Annotated in this window: 22 protein-coding genes and 1 tRNA gene; 6 read left to right on the forward strand and 17 right to left on the reverse strand. The window is 66.5% G+C overall.

Annotation, left to right across the window (positions count from 1 at the left end):
- Positions 1 to 16: 16 nt before the first annotated feature.
- Positions 17 to 92 (reverse strand) — tRNA-Ala (locus ACWPMZ_RS08980).
- Between the two features lie 119 nt (positions 93 to 211).
- Positions 212 to 535: a TIGR02300 family protein gene (locus tag ACWPMZ_RS08985; RefSeq protein ID WP_455703666.1), complete on the reverse strand. Its 324-nt coding sequence runs from the start codon at positions 533 to 535 to the stop codon at positions 212 to 214.
- A 129-nt stretch (positions 536 to 664) separates the two neighbouring features.
- Here ACWPMZ_RS08985 and aroA point away from each other — a divergent pair, with 129 nt between their 5' ends.
- Positions 665 to 1,981, forward strand: coding sequence for a 3-phosphoshikimate 1-carboxyvinyltransferase (gene aroA, locus ACWPMZ_RS08990; RefSeq protein ID WP_455703667.1), 1,317 nt, complete (start codon positions 665 to 667; stop codon positions 1,979 to 1,981).
- Here the strand turns inward: aroA and ACWPMZ_RS08995 are convergent.
- On the reverse strand, positions 1,978 to 2,298 hold the full coding sequence (locus ACWPMZ_RS08995) for a DMT family transporter (RefSeq protein ID WP_455703668.1): 321 nt from the start codon (positions 2,296 to 2,298) through the stop codon (positions 1,978 to 1,980). The genes aroA and ACWPMZ_RS08995 overlap by 4 nt on opposite strands.
- 158 nt (positions 2,299 to 2,456) lie before the next feature.
- Between ACWPMZ_RS08995 and ACWPMZ_RS09000 the strand changes: the two genes are divergently transcribed.
- Together ACWPMZ_RS09000 and ACWPMZ_RS09005 are read left to right on the forward strand one after the other, a co-directional pair.
- Positions 2,457 to 3,101, forward strand: a complete 645-nt coding sequence (locus ACWPMZ_RS09000) for a (d)CMP kinase (RefSeq protein ID WP_455703669.1) — start codon at positions 2,457 to 2,459, stop codon at positions 3,099 to 3,101.
- Positions 3,098 to 3,388 carry a hypothetical protein gene (locus tag ACWPMZ_RS09005; protein ID WP_455703670.1) on the forward strand — a complete coding sequence of 97 codons (291 nt, stop codon included), beginning with the start codon at positions 3,098 to 3,100 and terminating at the stop codon, positions 3,386 to 3,388. The genes ACWPMZ_RS09000 and ACWPMZ_RS09005 overlap by 4 nt, the downstream gene beginning before the upstream one ends.
- Here ACWPMZ_RS09005 and ACWPMZ_RS09010 read toward each other — a convergent pair.
- Positions 3,385 to 4,389, reverse strand: coding sequence for an acyltransferase family protein (locus ACWPMZ_RS09010; protein ID WP_455703671.1), 1,005 nt, complete (start codon positions 4,387 to 4,389; stop codon positions 3,385 to 3,387). The two genes, ACWPMZ_RS09005 and ACWPMZ_RS09010, sit on opposite strands and share 4 nt — an antisense overlap.
- 326 nt (positions 4,390 to 4,715) lie before the next feature.
- Between ACWPMZ_RS09010 and rpsA the strand changes: the two genes are divergently transcribed.
- Together rpsA and gloB are read left to right on the forward strand one after the other, a co-directional pair.
- A complete protein-coding gene (gene rpsA / locus ACWPMZ_RS09015; protein WP_455703672.1) occupies positions 4,716 to 6,437 on the forward strand; it encodes a 30S ribosomal protein S1 in 1,722 nt (573 codons plus the stop codon).
- Positions 6,438 to 6,536: 99 nt separating this feature from the next.
- On the forward strand, positions 6,537 to 7,295 hold the full coding sequence (gloB, locus tag ACWPMZ_RS09020; RefSeq protein ID WP_455703673.1) for a hydroxyacylglutathione hydrolase: 759 nt from the start codon (positions 6,537 to 6,539) through the stop codon (positions 7,293 to 7,295).
- 80 nt (positions 7,296 to 7,375) lie between these two features.
- Here gloB and ACWPMZ_RS09025 read toward each other — a convergent pair whose 3' ends face one another.
- The 10 genes from ACWPMZ_RS09025 to ACWPMZ_RS09070 all read right to left on the reverse strand — a co-directional run bounded on the left by ACWPMZ_RS09025 (position 7,376) and on the right by ACWPMZ_RS09070 (position 15,319).
- Positions 7,376 to 7,996: an NAD(P)-dependent oxidoreductase gene (locus ACWPMZ_RS09025; protein WP_455703674.1), complete on the reverse strand. Its 621-nt coding sequence runs from the start codon at positions 7,994 to 7,996 to the stop codon at positions 7,376 to 7,378.
- Between the two features lie 51 nt (positions 7,997 to 8,047).
- On the reverse strand, positions 8,048 to 8,656 hold the full coding sequence (locus ACWPMZ_RS09030) for a flavodoxin family protein (protein ID WP_455703675.1): 609 nt from the start codon (positions 8,654 to 8,656) through the stop codon (positions 8,048 to 8,050).
- Between the two features lie 58 nt (positions 8,657 to 8,714).
- The gene (locus ACWPMZ_RS09035) at positions 8,715 to 9,248 is read right to left on the reverse strand and encodes a F0F1 ATP synthase subunit B family protein (RefSeq protein ID WP_455703676.1); all 534 of its coding nucleotides are present in this window, start codon (positions 9,246 to 9,248) and stop codon (positions 8,715 to 8,717) included.
- Positions 9,241 to 9,735 carry a F0F1 ATP synthase subunit B family protein gene (locus ACWPMZ_RS09040; protein ID WP_455703677.1) on the reverse strand — a complete coding sequence of 165 codons (495 nt, stop codon included), beginning with the start codon at positions 9,733 to 9,735 and terminating at the stop codon, positions 9,241 to 9,243. Before ACWPMZ_RS09040 ends, ACWPMZ_RS09035 begins: the two co-directional genes overlap by 8 nt.
- A gap of 60 nt (positions 9,736 to 9,795) precedes the next feature.
- The gene (locus tag ACWPMZ_RS09045; RefSeq protein WP_455703678.1) at positions 9,796 to 10,023 is read right to left on the reverse strand and encodes a F0F1 ATP synthase subunit C; all 228 of its coding nucleotides are present in this window, start codon (positions 10,021 to 10,023) and stop codon (positions 9,796 to 9,798) included.
- 33 nt (positions 10,024 to 10,056) lie between these two features.
- Entirely contained in the window at positions 10,057 to 10,836 is a 780-nt protein-coding gene (locus tag ACWPMZ_RS09050; protein WP_455703679.1) for a F0F1 ATP synthase subunit A, read from the reverse strand.
- A 33-nt stretch (positions 10,837 to 10,869) separates the two neighbouring features.
- Positions 10,870 to 11,178 (reverse strand): AtpZ/AtpI family protein, encoded by a 309-nt coding sequence (locus ACWPMZ_RS09055; protein ID WP_455703680.1) that lies wholly within the window; start codon positions 11,176 to 11,178, stop codon positions 10,870 to 10,872.
- Positions 11,179 to 11,365: 187 nt separating this feature from the next.
- Positions 11,366 to 11,758, reverse strand: a complete 393-nt coding sequence (locus tag ACWPMZ_RS09060; RefSeq protein WP_455703681.1) for a YdbL family protein — start codon at positions 11,756 to 11,758, stop codon at positions 11,366 to 11,368.
- A gap of 28 nt (positions 11,759 to 11,786) precedes the next feature.
- Complete coding sequence (locus tag ACWPMZ_RS09065; RefSeq protein WP_455703682.1) at positions 11,787 to 12,032, reverse strand: YnbE family lipoprotein; 246 nt, start codon at positions 12,030 to 12,032, stop codon at positions 11,787 to 11,789.
- Complete coding sequence (locus ACWPMZ_RS09070; RefSeq protein WP_455703683.1) at positions 12,029 to 15,319, reverse strand: intermembrane phospholipid transport protein YdbH family protein; 3,291 nt, start codon at positions 15,317 to 15,319, stop codon at positions 12,029 to 12,031. Before ACWPMZ_RS09070 ends, ACWPMZ_RS09065 begins: the two co-directional genes overlap by 4 nt.
- 36 nt (positions 15,320 to 15,355) lie before the next feature.
- On the opposite strand from ACWPMZ_RS09070, the gene radC reads away from it, so the two are divergent.
- A complete protein-coding gene (radC, locus tag ACWPMZ_RS09075; protein WP_455703684.1) occupies positions 15,356 to 16,093 on the forward strand; it encodes a RadC family protein in 738 nt (245 codons plus the stop codon).
- On the opposite strand, the gene ybaL is transcribed toward radC, so the two are convergent.
- From ybaL to ACWPMZ_RS09090, 3 genes are read right to left on the reverse strand one after another with little or no spacing between them, the layout of a single operon-like run.
- Positions 16,090 to 17,748 (reverse strand): YbaL family putative K(+) efflux transporter, encoded by a 1,659-nt coding sequence (ybaL, locus tag ACWPMZ_RS09080; RefSeq protein WP_455703685.1) that lies wholly within the window; start codon positions 17,746 to 17,748, stop codon positions 16,090 to 16,092. The two genes, radC and ybaL, sit on opposite strands and share 4 nt — an antisense overlap.
- Before the next feature lie 49 nt (positions 17,749 to 17,797).
- Complete coding sequence (locus ACWPMZ_RS09085; protein ID WP_455703686.1) at positions 17,798 to 17,971, reverse strand: hypothetical protein; 174 nt, start codon at positions 17,969 to 17,971, stop codon at positions 17,798 to 17,800.
- A gap of 13 nt (positions 17,972 to 17,984) precedes the next feature.
- Positions 17,985 to 18,380, reverse strand: coding sequence for a hypothetical protein (locus ACWPMZ_RS09090; protein ID WP_455703687.1), 396 nt, complete (start codon positions 18,378 to 18,380; stop codon positions 17,985 to 17,987).
- Positions 18,381 to 18,433: the final 53 nt, after the last annotated feature.

An 18,433-nucleotide genomic window follows, 5' to 3' on the forward strand; every position in this document is an offset into this window, starting at 1 on the left:
ATTTCGGTATCCGGAATGGTGGAGCCTAGCGGGATCGAACCGCTGACCTCTACAATGCCATTGTAGCGCTCTCCCAGCTGAGCTAAGGCCCCGTGCCATTCTGCCCGGCCCACCCTGGGAGGTGGACCGTCCCGGGCCAGCAGGCTCGGGAGGGCGCCCTTTAAGTGCCCGCCCGCGCGCTTGCAAGCCTGAAAATTTCCGACCCGAAGGCCTAGTTGTCGTCCTCGTCGTCGTCGGTAGCACCCGGCACACCGAGATCGTCGTCTCCGCCCAGGTCCACATCGTTGTCCGGCGAATCCTCGCCGTCGTCGATGTCTTCCAGATCCTCGTCTTCGTCCGCCAGATCGGAGTCGGCTTCCTTCGACTTGACCTTCTCTTCCTCGAACGGGATCGGCTGCTTCGACTTCAGGACCGGCTCGGGATACCACTTGTTCCCGCACTCGATGCACTCGATCGGGTCGTCCTTCGTCAGGTCGTAGAAGCGCTCAGCGCACTTGGGGCAGGTACGCTTGCTGCCCCACTCTGGCTTGACCATTGTAAATCCTCGATGCTGCCGCGCCACCGGGCGGGCGGATGTCGTGTAACTTGATGGGAACGTGTAGCCCCTGAATCAAGAGCGCGGGCGCCTTGCCACAGGCCCGGGGCGCTGTCAAAGACCCGCGCCGTGAACCACCTCGACGCCCCTCGCCCCCGGCGCTTCCTGCCGGCCGGTCCGCTGCGCGGCCGCATCCGCGTTCCGGGCGACAAGTCGATCAGCCACCGCGCGCTGATGTTCGGCGCGCTGGCGGTGGGCGAAACCCGCGTGACCGGCCTGCTCGAAGGCGAGGACGTGCTCGCCACCGCAACCGCGCTTCGCGCCATGGGCGCGACGATCGGGAAGGATGGCGACGTCTGGTCGATCCACGGCGTGGGCGTGGGCTCGCTGCTGCAGCCCGGCGGTCCGCTCGACATGGGCAACTCGGGAACGTCCACGCGGCTGCTCATGGGCCTGGTCGCCAGCCACCCGCTCACCGTGCAGTTCACTGGCGATGCCAGCCTGTCGAAGCGCCCCATGGCGCGGGTGACAGAGCCGCTCGGCCTGATGGGCGCCCAGTTCTCGGCCACCACCCTGCCCCTCACGGTACGCGGCATCAGCCCGGCCGTGCCGATCGAATATCGTCTGCCGGTCGCCAGCGCGCAGGTGAAGAGCGCGGTGCTGCTTGCCGGTCTCAACACTGCGGGCGTGACCACCGTGATCGAGCCGGTGCCGACGCGCGACCATACCGAGCGCATGTTGCGCGGTTTCGGCGCCGACCTGACGGTCGAGACCACCGGAACCGAGCGCTTCATTTGCATCCGCGGGGAAGCGGAATTGCGACCCCAGGTCATCGAGGTCCCCGGCGACCCGTCGTCTGCCGCCTTCTTCGCCGTCGCCGCGTTGATCGTTCCGGGTAGCGAGCTGGTGATTGAAAACGTGGGCTTGAATCCGACCCGCGCCGGCCTGTTCGAGGTCCTGCGCCAGATGGGCGGTCAGATCGAGGAACTCGTCCGCCGCGAAGTGGGCGGCGAACCGGTAGCCGATCTGCTCGTCAAACATTCGAACCTGAAGGGTATCAAGGTCGACCCGGCCATTGCCCCGGCAATGATCGACGAGTTTCCCGTCCTCTTCGTCGCCGCCGCGCTGGCCGAGGGGACGACCACCACCAGCGGCCTCGACGAGTTGCGCGTCAAGGAGAGCGATCGCCTGTCTGCCATGGCCGCAGCGCTCATTGGCGCGGGCGCGCGGATTTTGGAGCGCGAGGACGGCCTGGTCATCGAAGGCACCGGGGGCGAGCCACTGCCGGGCGGCAATACCGTCGCCACGCACCTCGACCATCGCATCGCCATGAGCATGGCCATCGCCGGTCTCGCCAGCCGCGCGGGCGTGGAGGTCGACGACACCCGCCCGGTCGCCACCAGCTTCCCCGCGTTCGAGGACCTGCTCGACCGCGCCGCGCGCTAGGCCGGGCTGGAAAACTTCATTAGCCCGATCCCCGCGACGATCAGCCCTGCGGCCAGCAAGCGCAGGGGTGTTGCCGCCTCACCCAGCACCACGATGCCGACGACGAACGCGCCGACCGCGCCGATCCCCGTCCAAACCATATAGGCCGTGCCCAGCGGAAGGGATTTCATTGCCAGACCGAGTAGCGCGATACTGATTGCCATCGCGGCAAACGTCGCCACCGTGGGACCGGGTCGCGCGAAACCATCCGACAGCTTCATGTAATAGGCCCAGACCGTTTCAAAAACGCCGGCGGTAATGAGCAGTATCCAGGGCATGGCAGCCTCCTGTGTTAGGTTAGCTGCCGGGCCGTCCCGGTCTTGACCGCCCCAACGTCAGTCGATCCGGGGCGCGGGGGACGTGGCCGCCCGCAGGCGCCAGATAGGTCGCACATGGGCGGTTCTCAAGCCGATTTTCCCGCTCTACAGCCGCCCCCATGATCATCGCCGTCGACGGACCGACCGCCTCGGGCAAGGGCACTATCGCCAGGGCGCTGGCCGCCCATTTCGGGTTGCCACACCTCGACACGGGGCTGCTCTATCGCGCGGTCGGCCGGCAGGTGTTCCTCGATGGGGGCGATCCCGACAATTCGGGCGATGCCCTCGCAGCAACGACCTTTCCCGATAGCCTGCTGCTCGATCCGGTTCTCCGCTCGGAGGAAAGCGGCGGCCTAGCAAGCCGGGTGTCGGTCCATCCTTCGGTGCGCGAGGCCCTTTACGAGCGCCAGCGAAGCTTCGCCAAGCAGCCGGGCGGCGCGGTCCTCGACGGGCGCGACATCGGCACGGTCATCGCGCCCGAGGCCGACCTGAAGCTGTTCGTCACCGCCAGCGTCGAAGCGCGGGCAGAGCGTCGCTGGAAGGAAATGGAAGCGCGCAGCGACCGTTCGTCGCTCGAGGAAATCGTGGCCGACCTCCGGCGGCGCGATGAGAGGGACACGAACCGCAAGGACGCCCCCCTGCGTGCCGCGGACGATGCCATGATCCTCGATACATCGGCGCTTAATCGTGAGGCTGCCATCGCCGCGGCGATACGGCTGGCCGAGGGGCGGCTGGCTGCTGGAAACCGGGGAAGCGCGACGTGAAACTGTTGTTCGGTGCACTGGCACTGTGCCTTGCAGTTCCGGGCGCGGGCAAGGGGTATGGCCCCGCGCCGGTCGAAGCCATCCATTACGAGATGTATCGCGGCGACACGCTCGATGTCCCGATCGGCAGGGAAGCCTCGTGGGTCGAAGTCGACGGTAATGCCGTGGCCGCGCAGATCCTCGAAGGCGGCAAGGTACGGATCGTTGCCATCAAGAAGGGCTCGGCCAAAGTATCGCTCAAGGATGGCGAGGCCCTGGTCTGGCAGGCTGAAGTCATCGTCCGCTAGACTGCGGCGACCGCCGTGCGATCGGCACCCGCCTTCAAGGCTGGATTTTCACCCAGAGATTTCAGGGCCTTCCGCCATCGCGGATCCACAAGTGTTCCGAGCAAAGCGGCTCCGGCCAGCGATAGAAGCAGGCTGACGGTCCAGTGCAGTCCCGCCACGAAGGCTATCGTCTGCAGCGGATAATGCATTGCATAGAGCGGGAACGAGAATGCCCCCAGCAAAACGGCAATTCGCGAAGGTCCCGTCGCCAAACTCAGGACGAGAATCGCCGGCCCGCCGAGCAGCACGAAGGCGGGCTCGGCTGCACGCGGCAACCACCACGCAGCAGCCATGATAAGCAGGGGAAAGATCGCCACCGCTGCCCAGCCGGCCCAGGCCGGCGAGCGCGCTTTGTCACCGAGAGTACGCCAGAGAGCGATTCCGGCCAGATAGGACATCGCGACGCGGACGAAACCCAGAGCGAACGTCTCGCCTTGCCCGACGTCCAGTCCGTGCGGACCGGCGGTCGCAGTCAACATGACGGCGCACCCCATTACGATTGCCAGCAACGCCACCGTCGGCAGCCTGCCGAACACGAGCGCATGACACCAGTTCGCGACCAGTTCGAAGAAGATCGACCAGGCTGGATGGTTGAACAAGATCGCGAAACCGAAGACGGGAAGGATCGCAAGGCCCGCGACCAGATGCATCGCGTAAGTCCAGCCTTCGATCGGCGCGACCGAGAAAAGGACGGCTCCCAATCCGACACCCGCGGCGATCGGCGGCCAGAGCCGGACCAACCTCAGCCTCAGAAAGGTGGAGGCGCCCGGCATTCGCCCTTCGAAGGCCCGGGCCAGGATGTACCCCGACAACAGGAAGAAGAAGTCGACCGCGAGATACGACCGCGACAGAAGATGCGAAATTGCATCGGGATACCCGGCAATGAATCCGGCATGGTTGATTGCGACCACCAAGGCAGCAATGCCGCGCAGAGCTTCAAGGCCGAACAACCGGTGCTGCATGGCAACGACCTACGCCGATCGGCTGAAGAAAGGGTGAAACCGGGCTGTTGTGCACGGCCCCGCTGCGCCGGTTTCCCTTGCTTTCGGGTAACATTTCACCTAGGCGCGCGGCCGTCCGACGGACCTCTCCCGACGATGCCTGACAACGCTGTGCCACACGGCGCGGCCGACGGCATCTTGCGGGAATGGTCCCAAGGATGTTCGCGGCGGCATGCGGCCCCGCGGGCAATTCGGCCTCTTGGCCCGCCGACGCAATGGTGCGGAAGGCGGAGAAAAGACCGGCGGATACAACCGCCTGGCCGGAACAACGTGAAGGAAATTGCCTTATGGCCACTACTGCCAATCCCACGCGCGCCGATTTCGAGGCGATGCTCAACGAACAACTCGGCGGCGCCGGCGAAGAGGGCTTCGAAGGCCGCGTCGTCAAGGGCACCGTCACCGCCATCGAGAACGGCATGGCGCTGATCGACGTCGGCCTGAAGAGCGAAGGCCGCGTGTCGTTGCGTGAATTCGGCCGCGGCGAAGATGAAAACCCCGCAGATTTGTCGGTCGGTGACGAAGTCGAAGTCTTCGTCGACCGGGTCGAGAACGCCGACGGCGAAGCCATGCTCAGCCGCGACCGCGCCCGCCGCGAAGCCGCCTGGGACAAGCTCGAAAGCGAATTCGGCGAAGGCAAGCGCGTCGAAGGGCGCATCTTCGGCCGCGTCAAGGGCGGCTTCACGGTCGACCTCGATGGCGCCGTGGCCTTCCTTCCCGGCAGCCAGGTCGACATTCGCCCCGTGCGCGATGTCGGCCCGCTGATGGACATGCCGCAGCCGTTCCAGATCCTGAAGATGGACCGCCGCCGCGGCAACATCGTCGTCTCGCGCCGCGCGGTGCTGGAAGAGACCCGCGCCGAACAGCGCAGCGAGCTGATCGACAAGCTGGCCGAGGGCCAGGTGATCGACGGCGTGGTCAAGAACATCACCGATTACGGTGCGTTCGTCGACCTGGGCGGTATCGACGGCCTGCTGCACGTCACCGACATGAGCTACAAGCGGGTCAACCACCCGAGCGAAGTGATCAACATCGGCGACACCGTCACCGTGCAGATCGTCCGCATCAATCCCGACACCCAGCGCATCAGCCTGGGCATGAAGCAGCTCGAAAGCGATCCCTGGGACGGCGTCAGCGCCAAGTACCCGATCGGCGGCAAGGCCACCGGCACGGTCACGAACATCACCGAATACGGCGCCTTCGTGGAGCTGGAGCCGGGCATCGAAGGCCTGGTCCACGTTTCCGAAATGTCGTGGACGAAGAAGAACGTGCACCCGGGCAAGATCGTCAGCACCTCGCAGGAAGTCGAGGTCCTGGTGCTCGAAGTCGACAGCGAGAAGCGTCGCATCTCGCTCGGTCTTAAGCAGGCCCAGCGCAATCCGTGGGAAGAGTTCGCCGAAGCCCATCCGGTCGGCTCGAAGGTCACCGGCGAAGTCAAGAACGCCACCGAGTTCGGTCTGTTCATCGGCCTGCCCGGCGACGTCGACGGCATGGTCCATATGTCGGATATCGCTTGGGGCATCTCGGGCGAAGACGCGCTGGCCCTGCACCGCAAGGGTGAAGAGGTCGAGGCCGTCGTGCTCGACGTCGACATCGAGAAGGAGCGCATCAGCCTCGGCATGAAGCAGCTCGAGAAGGGTGCCCCGTCCGCCGGCGGCGCGACCTCGGGCGGCACCAGCGGCCTGAAGAAGAACGACGTCGTCACCGTGACCGTGCTCGAAGTCCGCGATGGCGGCCTCGAGGTTCAGGTCGGCGAGGACGGCGCGACCGGCTTCATCAAGCGCAGCGACCTCGGCCGCGATCGCGACGAACAGCGTCCCGACCGCTTCCAGGTCGGCAGCAAGCTCGATGCGATGGTTACCGGCTTCGACCGTTCGAAAAAGCCGAACTTCTCGATCAAGGCGCGCCAGATCGCCGAAGAGAAGCAGGCCGTCGAACAGTACGGTTCGTCCGACTCGGGCGCCTCGCTGGGCGACATCCTGGGCGAAGCACTCAAGAAGCAGGGCGAGTAACCCGCTCCGGCTTCATCGTTGAGGCAGACAGGAAGGCCCGCCCGCTCATCAGAGCAGGCGGGCCTTTCCTATGGCGGCACAGCGCCCTAGGCTCCCCTGATGCTGCAAATTCACCAGTTCCCCTGCCTGTCCGACAACTACGGCTATCTTCTGCACGATCCCGACAGCGGCGAGACCGTCTGCATCGACACGCCCGATGCGGATGAATACCTGCGCCAGGCCGCGGCCAAGGGCTGGCGCATCACGCAAATCTGGAACACCCACTGGCACCCCGACCATGCCGGCGGGAATGAGGCGATAAAGGCTGCAACCGGCTGCACCATCGCGGCGCCGGCCGTCGATGCGCCGAAGATCGCGGCGGTCGACCGGACGGTTTCCAACGGCGACACGGTGACGATCGGCGCGTTCGAGGCCACCGTCATCGACGTTGGCGGTCACACCATGGGCCACTGCGCCTATCACCTGCCGGAAGCGGGAATCGCCTTCGTCGGCGATTCGGTCTTCGCGCTGGGCTGTGGGCGCATGTTCGAAGGGACGCCCGACCAGTTCTGGACCAGCCTTTCGCGCATCAAGGCCTTGCCGCCGCAGACCAAGCTGTACTGCGCGCATGAATATACGGCAGCCAACGCCCGGTTCGCGCTGCACGCCGATCCCGACAACATCGAGCTGCAACTCTACGCGCGGGAAATAGACGACCGGCGCGCGCGCGGCGAACCCACCGTGCCGATGGGCCTGGCCCGCGAACTGGCGACCAACCCGTTCCTGCGCGCCGACGAAGAGAACATCCGCAACCGTTGGGGCGGCACCTCGGCCCCCGAGACGTTCGCGCGGCTCAGGTCGGCCAAGGACAATTTCTGACGATATCGCACTTGGCGACAGCCGTCGTCTGAGTGCTGCGGTCCCTCCAGGCGTTCAGGGGCCGCCGCCCCCCCTGACGTCTACTTGTAGCCGACGGTGAACCGGCTGCGGATCGAGTTGCCCTGCTCGAGTTCGTCCACCATCGCGATGGCGTAGTCGGCGTAGCTGATCCGGCTCTCGCCGGCGTCGTCGAACACCATGTCGTCCTTGCCGAGACGGAAACTGTCCGGGCCCTGCCGGTCGCCGACGAAGATGTTCATCGCGGGCGAAAAGAACGTCCAGTCGGTCCCTTCGTCCTTCTTCAGGTCGTCGAGGAAATCCATCCCCGGCTTGACGATCGGCTTGAGGAACTCCGGGAAGCCCTCGGAATCGTAGACCCGGATGCCTTCCTTGTTGTTAAGGCTCGCCGCGCCGCCCATGACCAGCAGGCGCTTCACGCCCGCCTGCTTGACCGCGTCCAGCAGCGTGGCGGCAGGGACGTTGAATTGCAGCGCGCTGATGACCGCGTCGGCACCCGCAATCAGGCCAGGCAGGGCAGAGCCGTCCGATGCATCGCCGGGCCGCTGCTCCACACCGTCGCCGCTGGGCAGTGTCTCCACATTGCGCCCTACCGCGATGACCTCGTGCCCGCGCGACACCAGTTCCTTGACGATCTCCGAACCGCCCTTGCCGCCCGCTCCGAGTACTGCAACCTTCATCATGCTCTCCTGCCTGTCTTTGCGCGGCAGGCTAACGCCTTGGCGCCGCGCGCGCTAGCCGGGATAGGGCGCATCCTTCAGCAGCCCGGCAAGATGAGCAGCGTTGGCCGCGACCATGCCCGCCGTCTGGCTTACCTTGCGCGGCCGATGCTCGAGATCCTTGAAATCGACCGAACCCATCGCTTCGCCCACCCAGTAGCAGGCGGCGACGGCCGGGATCGTCCATCCGGTGTCGTTGAGGCTCTGGAACAGCTGCGACGATGCCCAGTGCGCCCCGTCCTCGTTCCCCACGATGGCCGCGACAGCCACCTTGGAATAGCTCGGCATGCGTCCCTGGTCGTCGGTTTCGGAGAGGAAGGCGTCCATCCGCTCGAGCACGCGTTTGGCGATCGAGCCGATCTGGCCCATCCAGATCGGTCCGCCGAAGATCAGGATGTCATGGTCGAGGATCTTGCGGCGGATTTCCGGCCAGTCGTCGCCCGGTCCCTCGTCCGAACTCACGCCCGGCAGCACGTTGAAGTCCGCGATCCGGATCGTCTCGCTGACGGTGACGTCGTGCTGGGCGAAGGCTTCCTCGAGCACGCCGATCATGGCGTCGGTCGAGCTCGGGCGCGCGCTGGTCTTCACCAGCGAGCAGTTGATTGCGATTGCGGAAAGGGCCACGCGTTTCTCCTCGGTTACCCGAGGAAAGCGCGCGGCCCCGTCACGATGTTCCGAAAAATCAGATGCCGGCGATGATCTTGTCGGCCAGAGCCCGATCGTCGGCCTCGCCATGCTTCGCGGCAATAAGCTGGCGCGACGCGACGGCCGCCGCGGAGGCGACCTTGGCGCGCACTTCCTCGATGGCGGCGCGCTCGGCCGAAGCGATCTTGTCGGCGGCGAGAGCCTTGTGCCGGGCAATCAGCGCGGTCGCGTCGTCCTTCGCCTTGGCGACGATTTCCTCGGCCTGGCGTTCGGCACCGGCACGCAGAGCGGCGATGTCCTGCTCGGCTTCGGCAGTCTTCTTCGCATACTCGTCGCGCAGCCGCTCGGCCTCGGCCCGCAGGGCCTTGGCTTCGTCGAGCTGCTGGCGGATACCGGCGATCTTCTGATCGAGCATCCCTGCGACCAGGCCGGGGACACCCTTCCACAGCATGATCCCGATGACCACGAGCATGGCGGTGGCCACGAAGAACCCGGGGCCGAGCGCTTCGATGCCGAAAGCACCCGGAGCGGCATGTTCCGCCTCGGCGGCGTGAGCAAGGATATCAAGCACGGGCCAGGGCCTCTGCAACGGCGGCGCGGGCGGTGGGTTCATCCACCTGCGCGCCAGTCAGCTTGGACACGATGTCCCGGGTGGCATCGGCAGCCATCGCCTCGATCTCGGTCAGCGCGGACTGCCGCGCGGCATCGAGCTCGGCGGAAGCCTTGTCGGCTTCCTCGGCGATCTTCTTGTCGGCGGTGGCGAGGCGCTTGGCCGCATCCTTCGCCGCAGCTTCCTTGGCCGCCCCGGTCACTCCCTGGGCCTCGCCATGCGCCTCGTTGATCCGGGCGCGCCAGGCATCCTCGGCCGCGTCGGCCTCGATACGCAGGCGCTCGGCCTCGGCAAGATCCGCCGCGATCTGCGCATCGCGCTGATCGACGGTCGCCTCGACCTTGGGCAGGATGCCGCGGCCGACGACGAAAAAGATGATCGCCAGGGTCAGCAGCAGCCAGAACCACTGCGACTGGTACACGAGGGCAAGTTGGGAGATCTGGGGCATCGGTCTCTCTTGACGGTCAATTGAGCGGACCCGGCGAGCGCAAGCCCGCCGGAAACCGGATCAACGCGCGTAGAGGATGATCATCGCCACGGCGAACGCCATCAGGCCGAGCAGTTCGGCGGCGGCGAAGCCGATGTAGAGAACCGTGGTCTGACCGGGAGCGGCCGACGGGTTGCGCAGGGCACCCTGAAGGAAGCTGCCGAACACGGTGCCGACACCGGCGGCCGCGGCACCCGCACCGATCGCCGCGAGACCGGCACCGATGACCTGAGCAGAAGCGAGATCCATGTTATTAACTCCGTTTCAAAAGCGATTGAAAGATCAGTGAAGATTGACCGCGTCGTTGATATACAGCGCGGTCAGCAGCGCGAACACATAGGCCTGGATACCGCCGACAAGCAGCTCCAGCGCGTTCACGAAGATGAGGAACACGAAGCACAGCGCCGCGATGACCGGGCCGAGCGCGCTTTCCGCGTTCAGGCCCTGCACCACGAAGTTGCCGAACACCTCGAGCAGCACGTGCCCGGCGAACATGGCCACGAACGGGCGCAGGCCGAGGCTGAACGGGCGGACCAGGAAGCTGACGAATTCGATCGGCGCGACGAACAGCTTCACCGCCAGCGGCGCGCCCTTAGGCACGAACAGGCTGAGGAAGTGAAGACCGTGCTTCCAGAAACCGACGCCCAGCACGATGGCGAAGCTGACGATGCTGAGCAGGCCCGTGATCGTGAACTGGCCGGTGACGGCGAAGGGATGAACGCCCGGGATGACCGCGAACGGCATCGCGCTGAGCCAGTTCGACACCAGGATGAACATGAAGGCGGTGAAGATCCACGGCAGGTACTTGCGGCCTTCCGGCCCGATCCCCTGCCTAGCGATATCGCCGACGAAACCGGTGATCCCCTCGACCGCGGCCTGCCAGCGGCCGGGCACGAGCTGGCGCTTCATGCCGCCCCACATGAAGACGATGATCGCGGCCAGCACGAACATCATCCACATCGCCGAGTTGGTGAACTGGAACGGCGTGGCTGCGAGTTCGCCGCCCCCGATGGGGGAGATGGCGAACTGGTGCATCGGGTCCATTTTGGCTTCAGCGGCCACGTCTGGTCGTATCCCTGATCTGATCGCCGGCCGTCAGCCGGCCTTGTTGGAACGGACGACCTGCAGGCAGGCGCCGAAGAAGGCGAGGAACATCAGGCCGATCATGATCCACGGACGGGTGTCGAACACGCCGTCCAGGACCCAGCCGATGATGATCCCGCCTAGCGGATAGCCGACCATGGTCGATGCAATCTGCATCGCCCGGCTGCGGCCGTCGAAGGTGTCCGGCTTGTCGCGGCCAAGCCGGTGGTCCTCAGCCTTGCGCGCGGCTTCGATACGGTCCTCGAGCGAATCGAGGGCCGGGTCTTCTCCGACAGGTGCGTTCTCGGGATCGTTTGCCACGATGAAGCGGGTGCCTCGCGCAGGGTTGCAATGAAGTGCGCGGCCGGGGTGCCCCAGCCGTCGACGCGCCGCCATTAGGGGGGGCATGGGCCCGAGTCAACCGCGCGTGCCGCACTGCAAAAAAGCAAAGCGCCGCCCGCAGGCCTTCAACCTGCGAGCGGCGCCGTGTCTCAGTCGATAGCAGCCGTCAGGGGCAGCGCGGATCGCGCATCGGCGCCCCGGCGCCGCGGGTCTGCCACGAACCGTCGGGTCCCTGGTACTTTTCCCCGGCCGCGGTGCGGGCGATGGCGAGGCAGCCGGCGGTGAAGGCATATTCCTCCAACGTGGCGTTGGCCGCCTGCGCCTTTTCGGCGTAGACGGCCCGGCGCTTAATATTGATGTCGTCGACCATGGCGCGCAGCGCCCCGTCGGCCGCCCCGACGATGCCGAGGTAGCCGTCCATCTTCTCGCCAACCCGCCCCTGCGAGCGAGCCGATTCATAGGCCGGGTCGCGCTGGGCGAAAACCGGCGAGGCGACCCCGGTCACGGCCAAGGCAAGCGCCGAAAGGGCCAGCGTGGCACGCGTCGAAATGGTCTTCATCACACACTCCATTAAAAATATCCGCCCATCAGAAGATGTCGGCATTCTGGTCGATCGTGTTCCCGGCGTCGGCCGCCAGGCGATAGATCACTTCCTGCTTGATGTTGATATTGAGCTCGATGACGATGGGCTTGTCCGGCGCATTGACCGAAACGCAGCCCCCCGCCAGGCCGGCGCCCAGCATCACCATCAGTCCGATCCGCGCCCTGCCCCTCCGGTCCATCGGAGGTTTATGCGCACGGCGCGCACGGTTGGTCAATTTCACGGCTGTCATGGCATGTCCTCGCTTTCGCGGCGCTGAATGGTGGCATCATCGGGTATGAGATCGTCGGGGGTGACCGGCGGCTCGGGTGGCGGCCCCTCGGTCTCGGTGCGCAGGGCGTTTCCTTCGGCGTCGATCAGGCCCAGCTCGCGCGGATCGCGCACCGCCGCGGGGTCGTAGAGCGACTTGAGGTTGCTCAGCAGCTGATAGAACGCGGCCTTCACGTTGATCACGAAGCGGATCGGCAGATTGGCGAAGCGCCGGGTGATGAAGTTCTGCTTAGCCCCCTCGCCCTGCCTGACGCCTTCGATATTGACCTGCGTAATGAGCTCGCCGGTCAGCGGGCCGTCGACGGTGAGCGTCATGCGCTGGTAATCGAGGGACTTGAGCGCATCGAAAGCGAAGTTCGCCATCGCGCCCATATCCTCGTAAGTCAGCGCGCCGACGTAGGAGACATTTCCGGGGCCGCGCGAGGTCAGTCTGCCGCCGATGATCCGGCCATTGCCGTTGGCATCGAAGACCAGCGGCAGCGTGCCGTCGAACACGCCGGTCGCGTTGATGTTGCCCAGCTTCATCCGCTCGACGAACTGGGCCGCTTCGAGCCCGGCGATCTCGAGGATGTAGCTGCGCACCTCGCTCGCCCCGAGATTGAGCGTGACCGGCCGCATGGTCAGCGTACCGCCCATGAAAGGCCAGGTGCCGCCCGTCAGCGCGAGCACGCGGCCATCGTGAAGCTCGATGCCGATCTCGCCGTCGTAGACCTCGATGCCCGGATTGATCGCCGCGACCTTTATCCGCTGGTTGGGGGCGGTCGTCATGCCCAGCAGGTCGGTGAAGACGACCGTGCCCGACGCGCCGCGCACCGGTCCGAAGGCGGCGGCGAAGTCCAGCGAGTCGCTGGAGAACTCCCCGCTGCTGGTCACCCCGGCGGCGCCCCAGTCGATCACGCCCTTGCCGGTCACCGTGCCCTTGGCGAGCGCGATGACGCCCTGCATCAGGCAACTGAGGCCCGGGGTGCCGCGCCCGGTCGGCAGCGGGCTGCCCGCGGGCCGCGCGGCGCAGTCGGCCGCTGCCGGCTGCAAATCCTGGTCGAACAGAATGCCCGGCACGAGCAGGTCGGCATGACCATCACCGGTCTGCAGGCTGTGGCGGATGTCGACCTGGGTCACCGTGCGCCCCGTCCGCGGTTCACGCAAAAGGGCATCGGCGGTGATCAGGTTGTCGCGCAGCCGCAACGATGCGCCTTCGGCCACCAGCGGGTCGAAGCGCGGTGCCGCCTGGCGATCGACCAGCCGGAACTTGCCGCCGCCGATCGACAGCACACCCCCGGTGTAGTCCCACGCACCGCTAGCATCGACGAGGTCGAGCGGCACGGCATAGAGGCGGACGTCGGTTCCGTCGAAGCGGCCGTTGATCGTCTTGCCGATATCCGCGGTCAGGTTGCTGATCGAAAAAGTGGTGGCGTTCGCCGGCGGGCCGAGCGTGACCAGCATCTGCCGGGCCGAGACGGCGCCGGGATAAGCGATGCCGATCGGTCCGCTGCGGATCGTCATGGGCGTTTCGCCCAGCCGCCCGGCAAGGTCGAGCGACGGCGCCCCGGCGCCAATGCGCAGGCCCCGGCCGTCATACCGCACGATCGGCTGGCCGCGTGCCGGGCACAGCGTCAGGCCGCGCCGCTCCAGCGTGAGATTGGCCAGCCGCAGCGCGTCGAACCGCAGGTTGGTGCAACTGCTCCACAGCGCGAGTTGCCCGCCCGACGTCCAGTTGCCCGACAGCGGCAGTTGCAGGTTCCGGGCGAAGCCGCCCGGCAGGTCGCCGCTGATCGTCGCATTGCCGGCAAAACCGACCCGCGACCCGTTGGTGACGAGCGTGAGGCCGGGGATGGCCAGGCTGGCCTGCCCGGCGGCGTAGCGCGCCGTCGCCAGCTTGGCCGTGAAATCGTCGGTGCCCCGCCGGTCGATCCGCCCCTCGATCGCCGGCAGGTCGGGGCCTCCGGTCGCGAAGAAGCCCGACAGGCGGGGCAGCCCCCTTTGGCTCGTCGCGTATTGCAGGCGCGAAAGGGCGAGCAAGGTATCCCCGCCGCGGTTGCGCACCTGCGCGGACGAGACGACTACCGCCAGTGCGTCGGCGGTCTTGCGCAGGCTCAGTTCCCCCGAGACCCCGCTCCCCGCGGTTTCGCGCAGCAGGGCGGTGCGGAACTTGGCCAGGAGGCTTGCGGCAAACGTCCCCTCGGCCGAGCGGACCGCGCCGGCAAGCGTCGCATCGAGAGTCTGGCCCTGGCGCAGTCCCGTGCCTTCGAACTCGGTTTCGGCGCGGATCCAGTCGAAGCCGTCGCCAGCGCGAACCGTGCCGTCGACCGCCAGGCTGGCAAGCCGCACCTGAGGATGGGAAACCTCTGCGCCGGCGAGATCGTAGGCGGCAGTCAGCGCCCCATCGCGGAAGGTCACGTCGCTCGCAATCTTCAGTTCGTCGACGGCCGCACCGAGAGCGGCAACCTGCGAGGCCGATCCGCCCAGCTTGCCCTCGACGCCCTTGAGGTCGCGATCGAGCCGGAAGTCCGCCGTCAGCGCCGATGTGCCCAGCGAAACGCCGCTTTCGGCGCAGTCGAGCGACGCCAACCTGAGGGGTCCCTTGAACGAGGGGCGCTCCGCCGCGATCGCGACCGATCCATACAGCGTCGTGCCGACCGCCCTGCATCCCGGCAAGGCCAGGTTTGGCGCCGTTGCGGCCAAGGCGCCCTTGAAGCCGCTCCGTAGATGGCCCCTGCCCTCGGCCTTGATGCCGACAGGTCCGTAGTCGGTCTCCAGCAGCGCGCGGCCGTCGACCAGGTCGAGCGCGAAGTCGGGGAATTCGAACGGCTCGTCCCCGCCCGTGAAGATCAGCGGATCGAGCGTGCCGAAACTCGGCTTGCCGTCCACCAGCGTGCCGAAGAGTCGGGGCCGGACGAGCCGGATGCTGGAAATCGCCGGGAAGCCGAGCCGGTAGCGGATGACAACTTCCGCACGCTCCACAGTCAGGTCCGGGCGGGCCGGATCGCCGACTACGATGTTGCGCAGGACTTGCCGCGTGCCGCCGATCCGTTCGATCTCGTAAGTCGCGGGAACGCCCTTGTCGACCATCGCCCCGGCGATCACGTTATCGGCGATGTCCTTGCGCTGGATCCAAAAGGCCAGGATTGCCAGGCCGAGGATTAGGACCAGCGGGAGCGCGAACCAGCGCCACCAGAAGGGTGAACGCTTGCCGGAACGAGCCTGCTCGTCCGCACCGGGTGCGGTTTCGATCGCCTCGTCCTCAGCCATTGGCGCCACACTTGCGCGAGGGGCGCTCTAAAGGCAATGCGTCATCCAAGGGTCGAAGGGGCGCATGTGGCGGAAAACCGGCAGGAACGGGATCGAGCGAATGCAACGGGAGCCGCGGGCCACCGTTCCCGATTGCGCAGCAAATTGCTGACCGGCGGCGCCGAGGCGCTGGCCGATTACGAGGTGCTCGAATACCTGCTGTTCGCGGCCATCCGGCAGGGCGATACCAAGCCGCTGGCTAAGGCCCTGATCGCCCGGTTCGGCTCGCTCTCGGCCGTTCTCAACGCGGCGCCCGGCGCGCTGCTGCAGGTCAAGGGCATGGGCGAAACCAGCGTCGCCGCGCTGAAGTCGGTCGCGCTCGCCGCCCGGCGCATGGCGCGCAACGAGGTGCAGGATCGGCCGGTGCTGGGCAGTTGGCAGGCGCTGCTCGACTACCTGACCATCGACATGGCGCACCTGACGGTCGAACGCGTGCGCGTGCTCTATCTCGACACCCGCAACCGGCTGGTGCTCGACGACCATGTCGGCGACGGGTCGATCGACGAGGCGGCGATCCATCCGCGCGAGGTCATCCGCAAGGGCCTCGACATCGGAGCCTCGGCACTGATCCTGGTGCACAACCACCCCAGCGGCAATCCCGAGCCCAGCCGGGCCGACATCCAGATCACCCAGCGCATCGCCGAGGCGGGCCGCCTGCTCGGCATCGTCGTCCACGACCACGTGATCGTCGGGCGCGAAGGCCACGTGAGCCTGAAGAGCAAGGGCTTGATCTAATGCGGCATGGGGTCGACCGGCTCCAGTAGTTCCAGCAGGCGCTTGGCAATCTCGCGCTCTCCCATCACGACCATATCGACGCCGTGGCGCTCCAAATGCAGGACCTCGTCGTCGGAATGCGCCCGCGCGAAGATCGTCAGATCGGGGTTGAGCTTGCGCGCCAGCTGGGCGATCGCGCCTGCTTCGTAGCCCTCCGGGATGGCGATGATGAGCCGGTCGGCGTTCTCTATCCCGGCCTCGATCAGCGTGCCCTTTTCGGCGGCGCTTCCGCGCACGGCGGTGAAGCCGTCGGCATTGGCGGCGCGGGCGACGTCTGCCTCACTCTCGACGATGACGACAGCCTTGTCCTTCTCGCGCGCACCTTCGGCAAGCAGGCGCCCGACCCGGCCGTAACCCACCAGGATAGAGTGGTCGTGGCGCCGCAGTTCCCGTTCCCGCTCCACCGCCTTGGCCTCGGCCGCGGCGGCGATCTTGGCCGCACCGACACGGCCCGCCACGGCTGAGAAAACGAAGGGGTTGGCCAAGATCGAGAAGATCGCGCCGGCCAGGATCAGGTCGCGCCCTTCCGCAGGGAGGATTTGCAGGCTCGTCCCCAGCCCCGCCAGAATGAAGGAGAACTCGCCGATCTGGGCGAGGCTGGCCGAGATGATCAGCGCGGTGCGCGTCGGGTGGCCGAATATCCGCACGATGGCGAAGGCTGCGGCGGACTTGCCCAGCACGATGATCAGGAAGGTCAGCAACAGCGGGATCGGCTGTTCGACGACCACTGCTGGATCGAACAGCATCCCCACTGAAACGAAGAACAGCACGGCGAATGCGTCGCGCAGCGGCAGGGTCTCTTCCGCGGCGCGCCGGCTGAGCTGGGTTTCGCCCAGGATCATCCCGGCGAAGAACGCACCCAGCGCGAACGATACGTCAAAAATGAATGCGGCACCGAATGCCACGCCCAGGGCGATGGCCAGCACGGCAAGCCGGAAGAGTTCACGCGACCCGGTGTGCGCGGCCCAATGCAGCGCAGCCGGAATTGCCCGGCGACCGATGATGAGCATGAACGCGATGAAGCCCGAAATCTTCAGCAGCGTCACACCCAGGGTCTGGGCGATGTAGGCGCCGGAGACTTCGCTGCCGTTGAGGATCTGCGCCATCGGCGGCAGGAGGACCAACGCGATGACCATCACGAGGTCTTCCACGATGAGCCAGCCGACGGCTATGCGCCCGCGCTCCGTATCGAGCAGATCCCGGGCCTGGATGGCTCGCAGAAGCACGACGGTGCTCGCGACCGACAGGGCCAGGCCGAACACCACCCCGGCGGCAATCGGCCAGCCGAGCCACTGCGACAGCGCAATGCCCAGGGTTGCGGCCACGGCGATCTGGACCAGCGCCCCGGGTATCGCGATATTTTTCACCGCCAGCAGGTCGCGCAGGGAAAAGTGCAGGCCGACCCCGAACATCAGCAGGATGACGCCGAGCTCGGCTAGTTCGTTGGCAAGCGAGACGTCGGCCACGTAGCCGGGCGTGAACGGCCCCACCAGAACCCCTGCGAAAAGATAGCCCGCCACCGGCGAGACGCGCAGGCGATGCGCGATGGCGCCCATGATGAACGCTGCGACAAGTCCGACAACGATGGTGGCGATCAGCGGCGTGTGATGCGGCATCCGGATCTCCGAAGTGTCGCGGGATCCCAGGGGATCCCGCGAACGATTCCTATTCGATCGCCGCCGCGACGATCAGGGCGATGATTCCGCCCCCGCCCGTCGCAGCGATGATGACTGCAGGGGCGAACCAACGCGGCGCCCTGCGCTTTTTCTTTTCCATGACAGCCTCCGGAAAGGCGCACCCGATCGTCTCGATCAGGTGCAGGACATGATGGCTTCGCAAGAAGCCGGTCGTGTCACGCCGTCGGAGGCCCGCGCGGGGCAAGGTTGCGGGAGACGGTGGAACCGTGCGGCCGCGCAAGTTCGGACGGAACCACAGCCGGCCCGGCGCCAGCTTGGCGCGCCGCCAGCGCAGGTGCGGCGAGTGCCTGGGTGGCAAAATCGCCTATCGAAGTGACGGGTTTTGCCGGTGGTTCGAGCTGTTGGTAGCGCTGTTCGGACGGCGCGCGGAAACGCTTGGCGCCGGTCGTGAGAGAATAGGTCGACGGGTCGAAGGCCGAGCCGATCCACTGCGTGCGCAAGGCACCGCCGGTGGGCGCAGCCGACAACAGCACCACGACCAGAGTCATCCAACCCCAGACGTCGAACGCGAAAAGCGCCTTAAGGGCGTGAAGGGGCTGCGATCTCGCCATTATCCACTTCCTATCTAGTGACCTGCCCGCGGGTTGTAAGTGCGCAGTGTTTG

Source organism: Tsuneonella sp. HG222 (genome assembly GCF_053819185.1).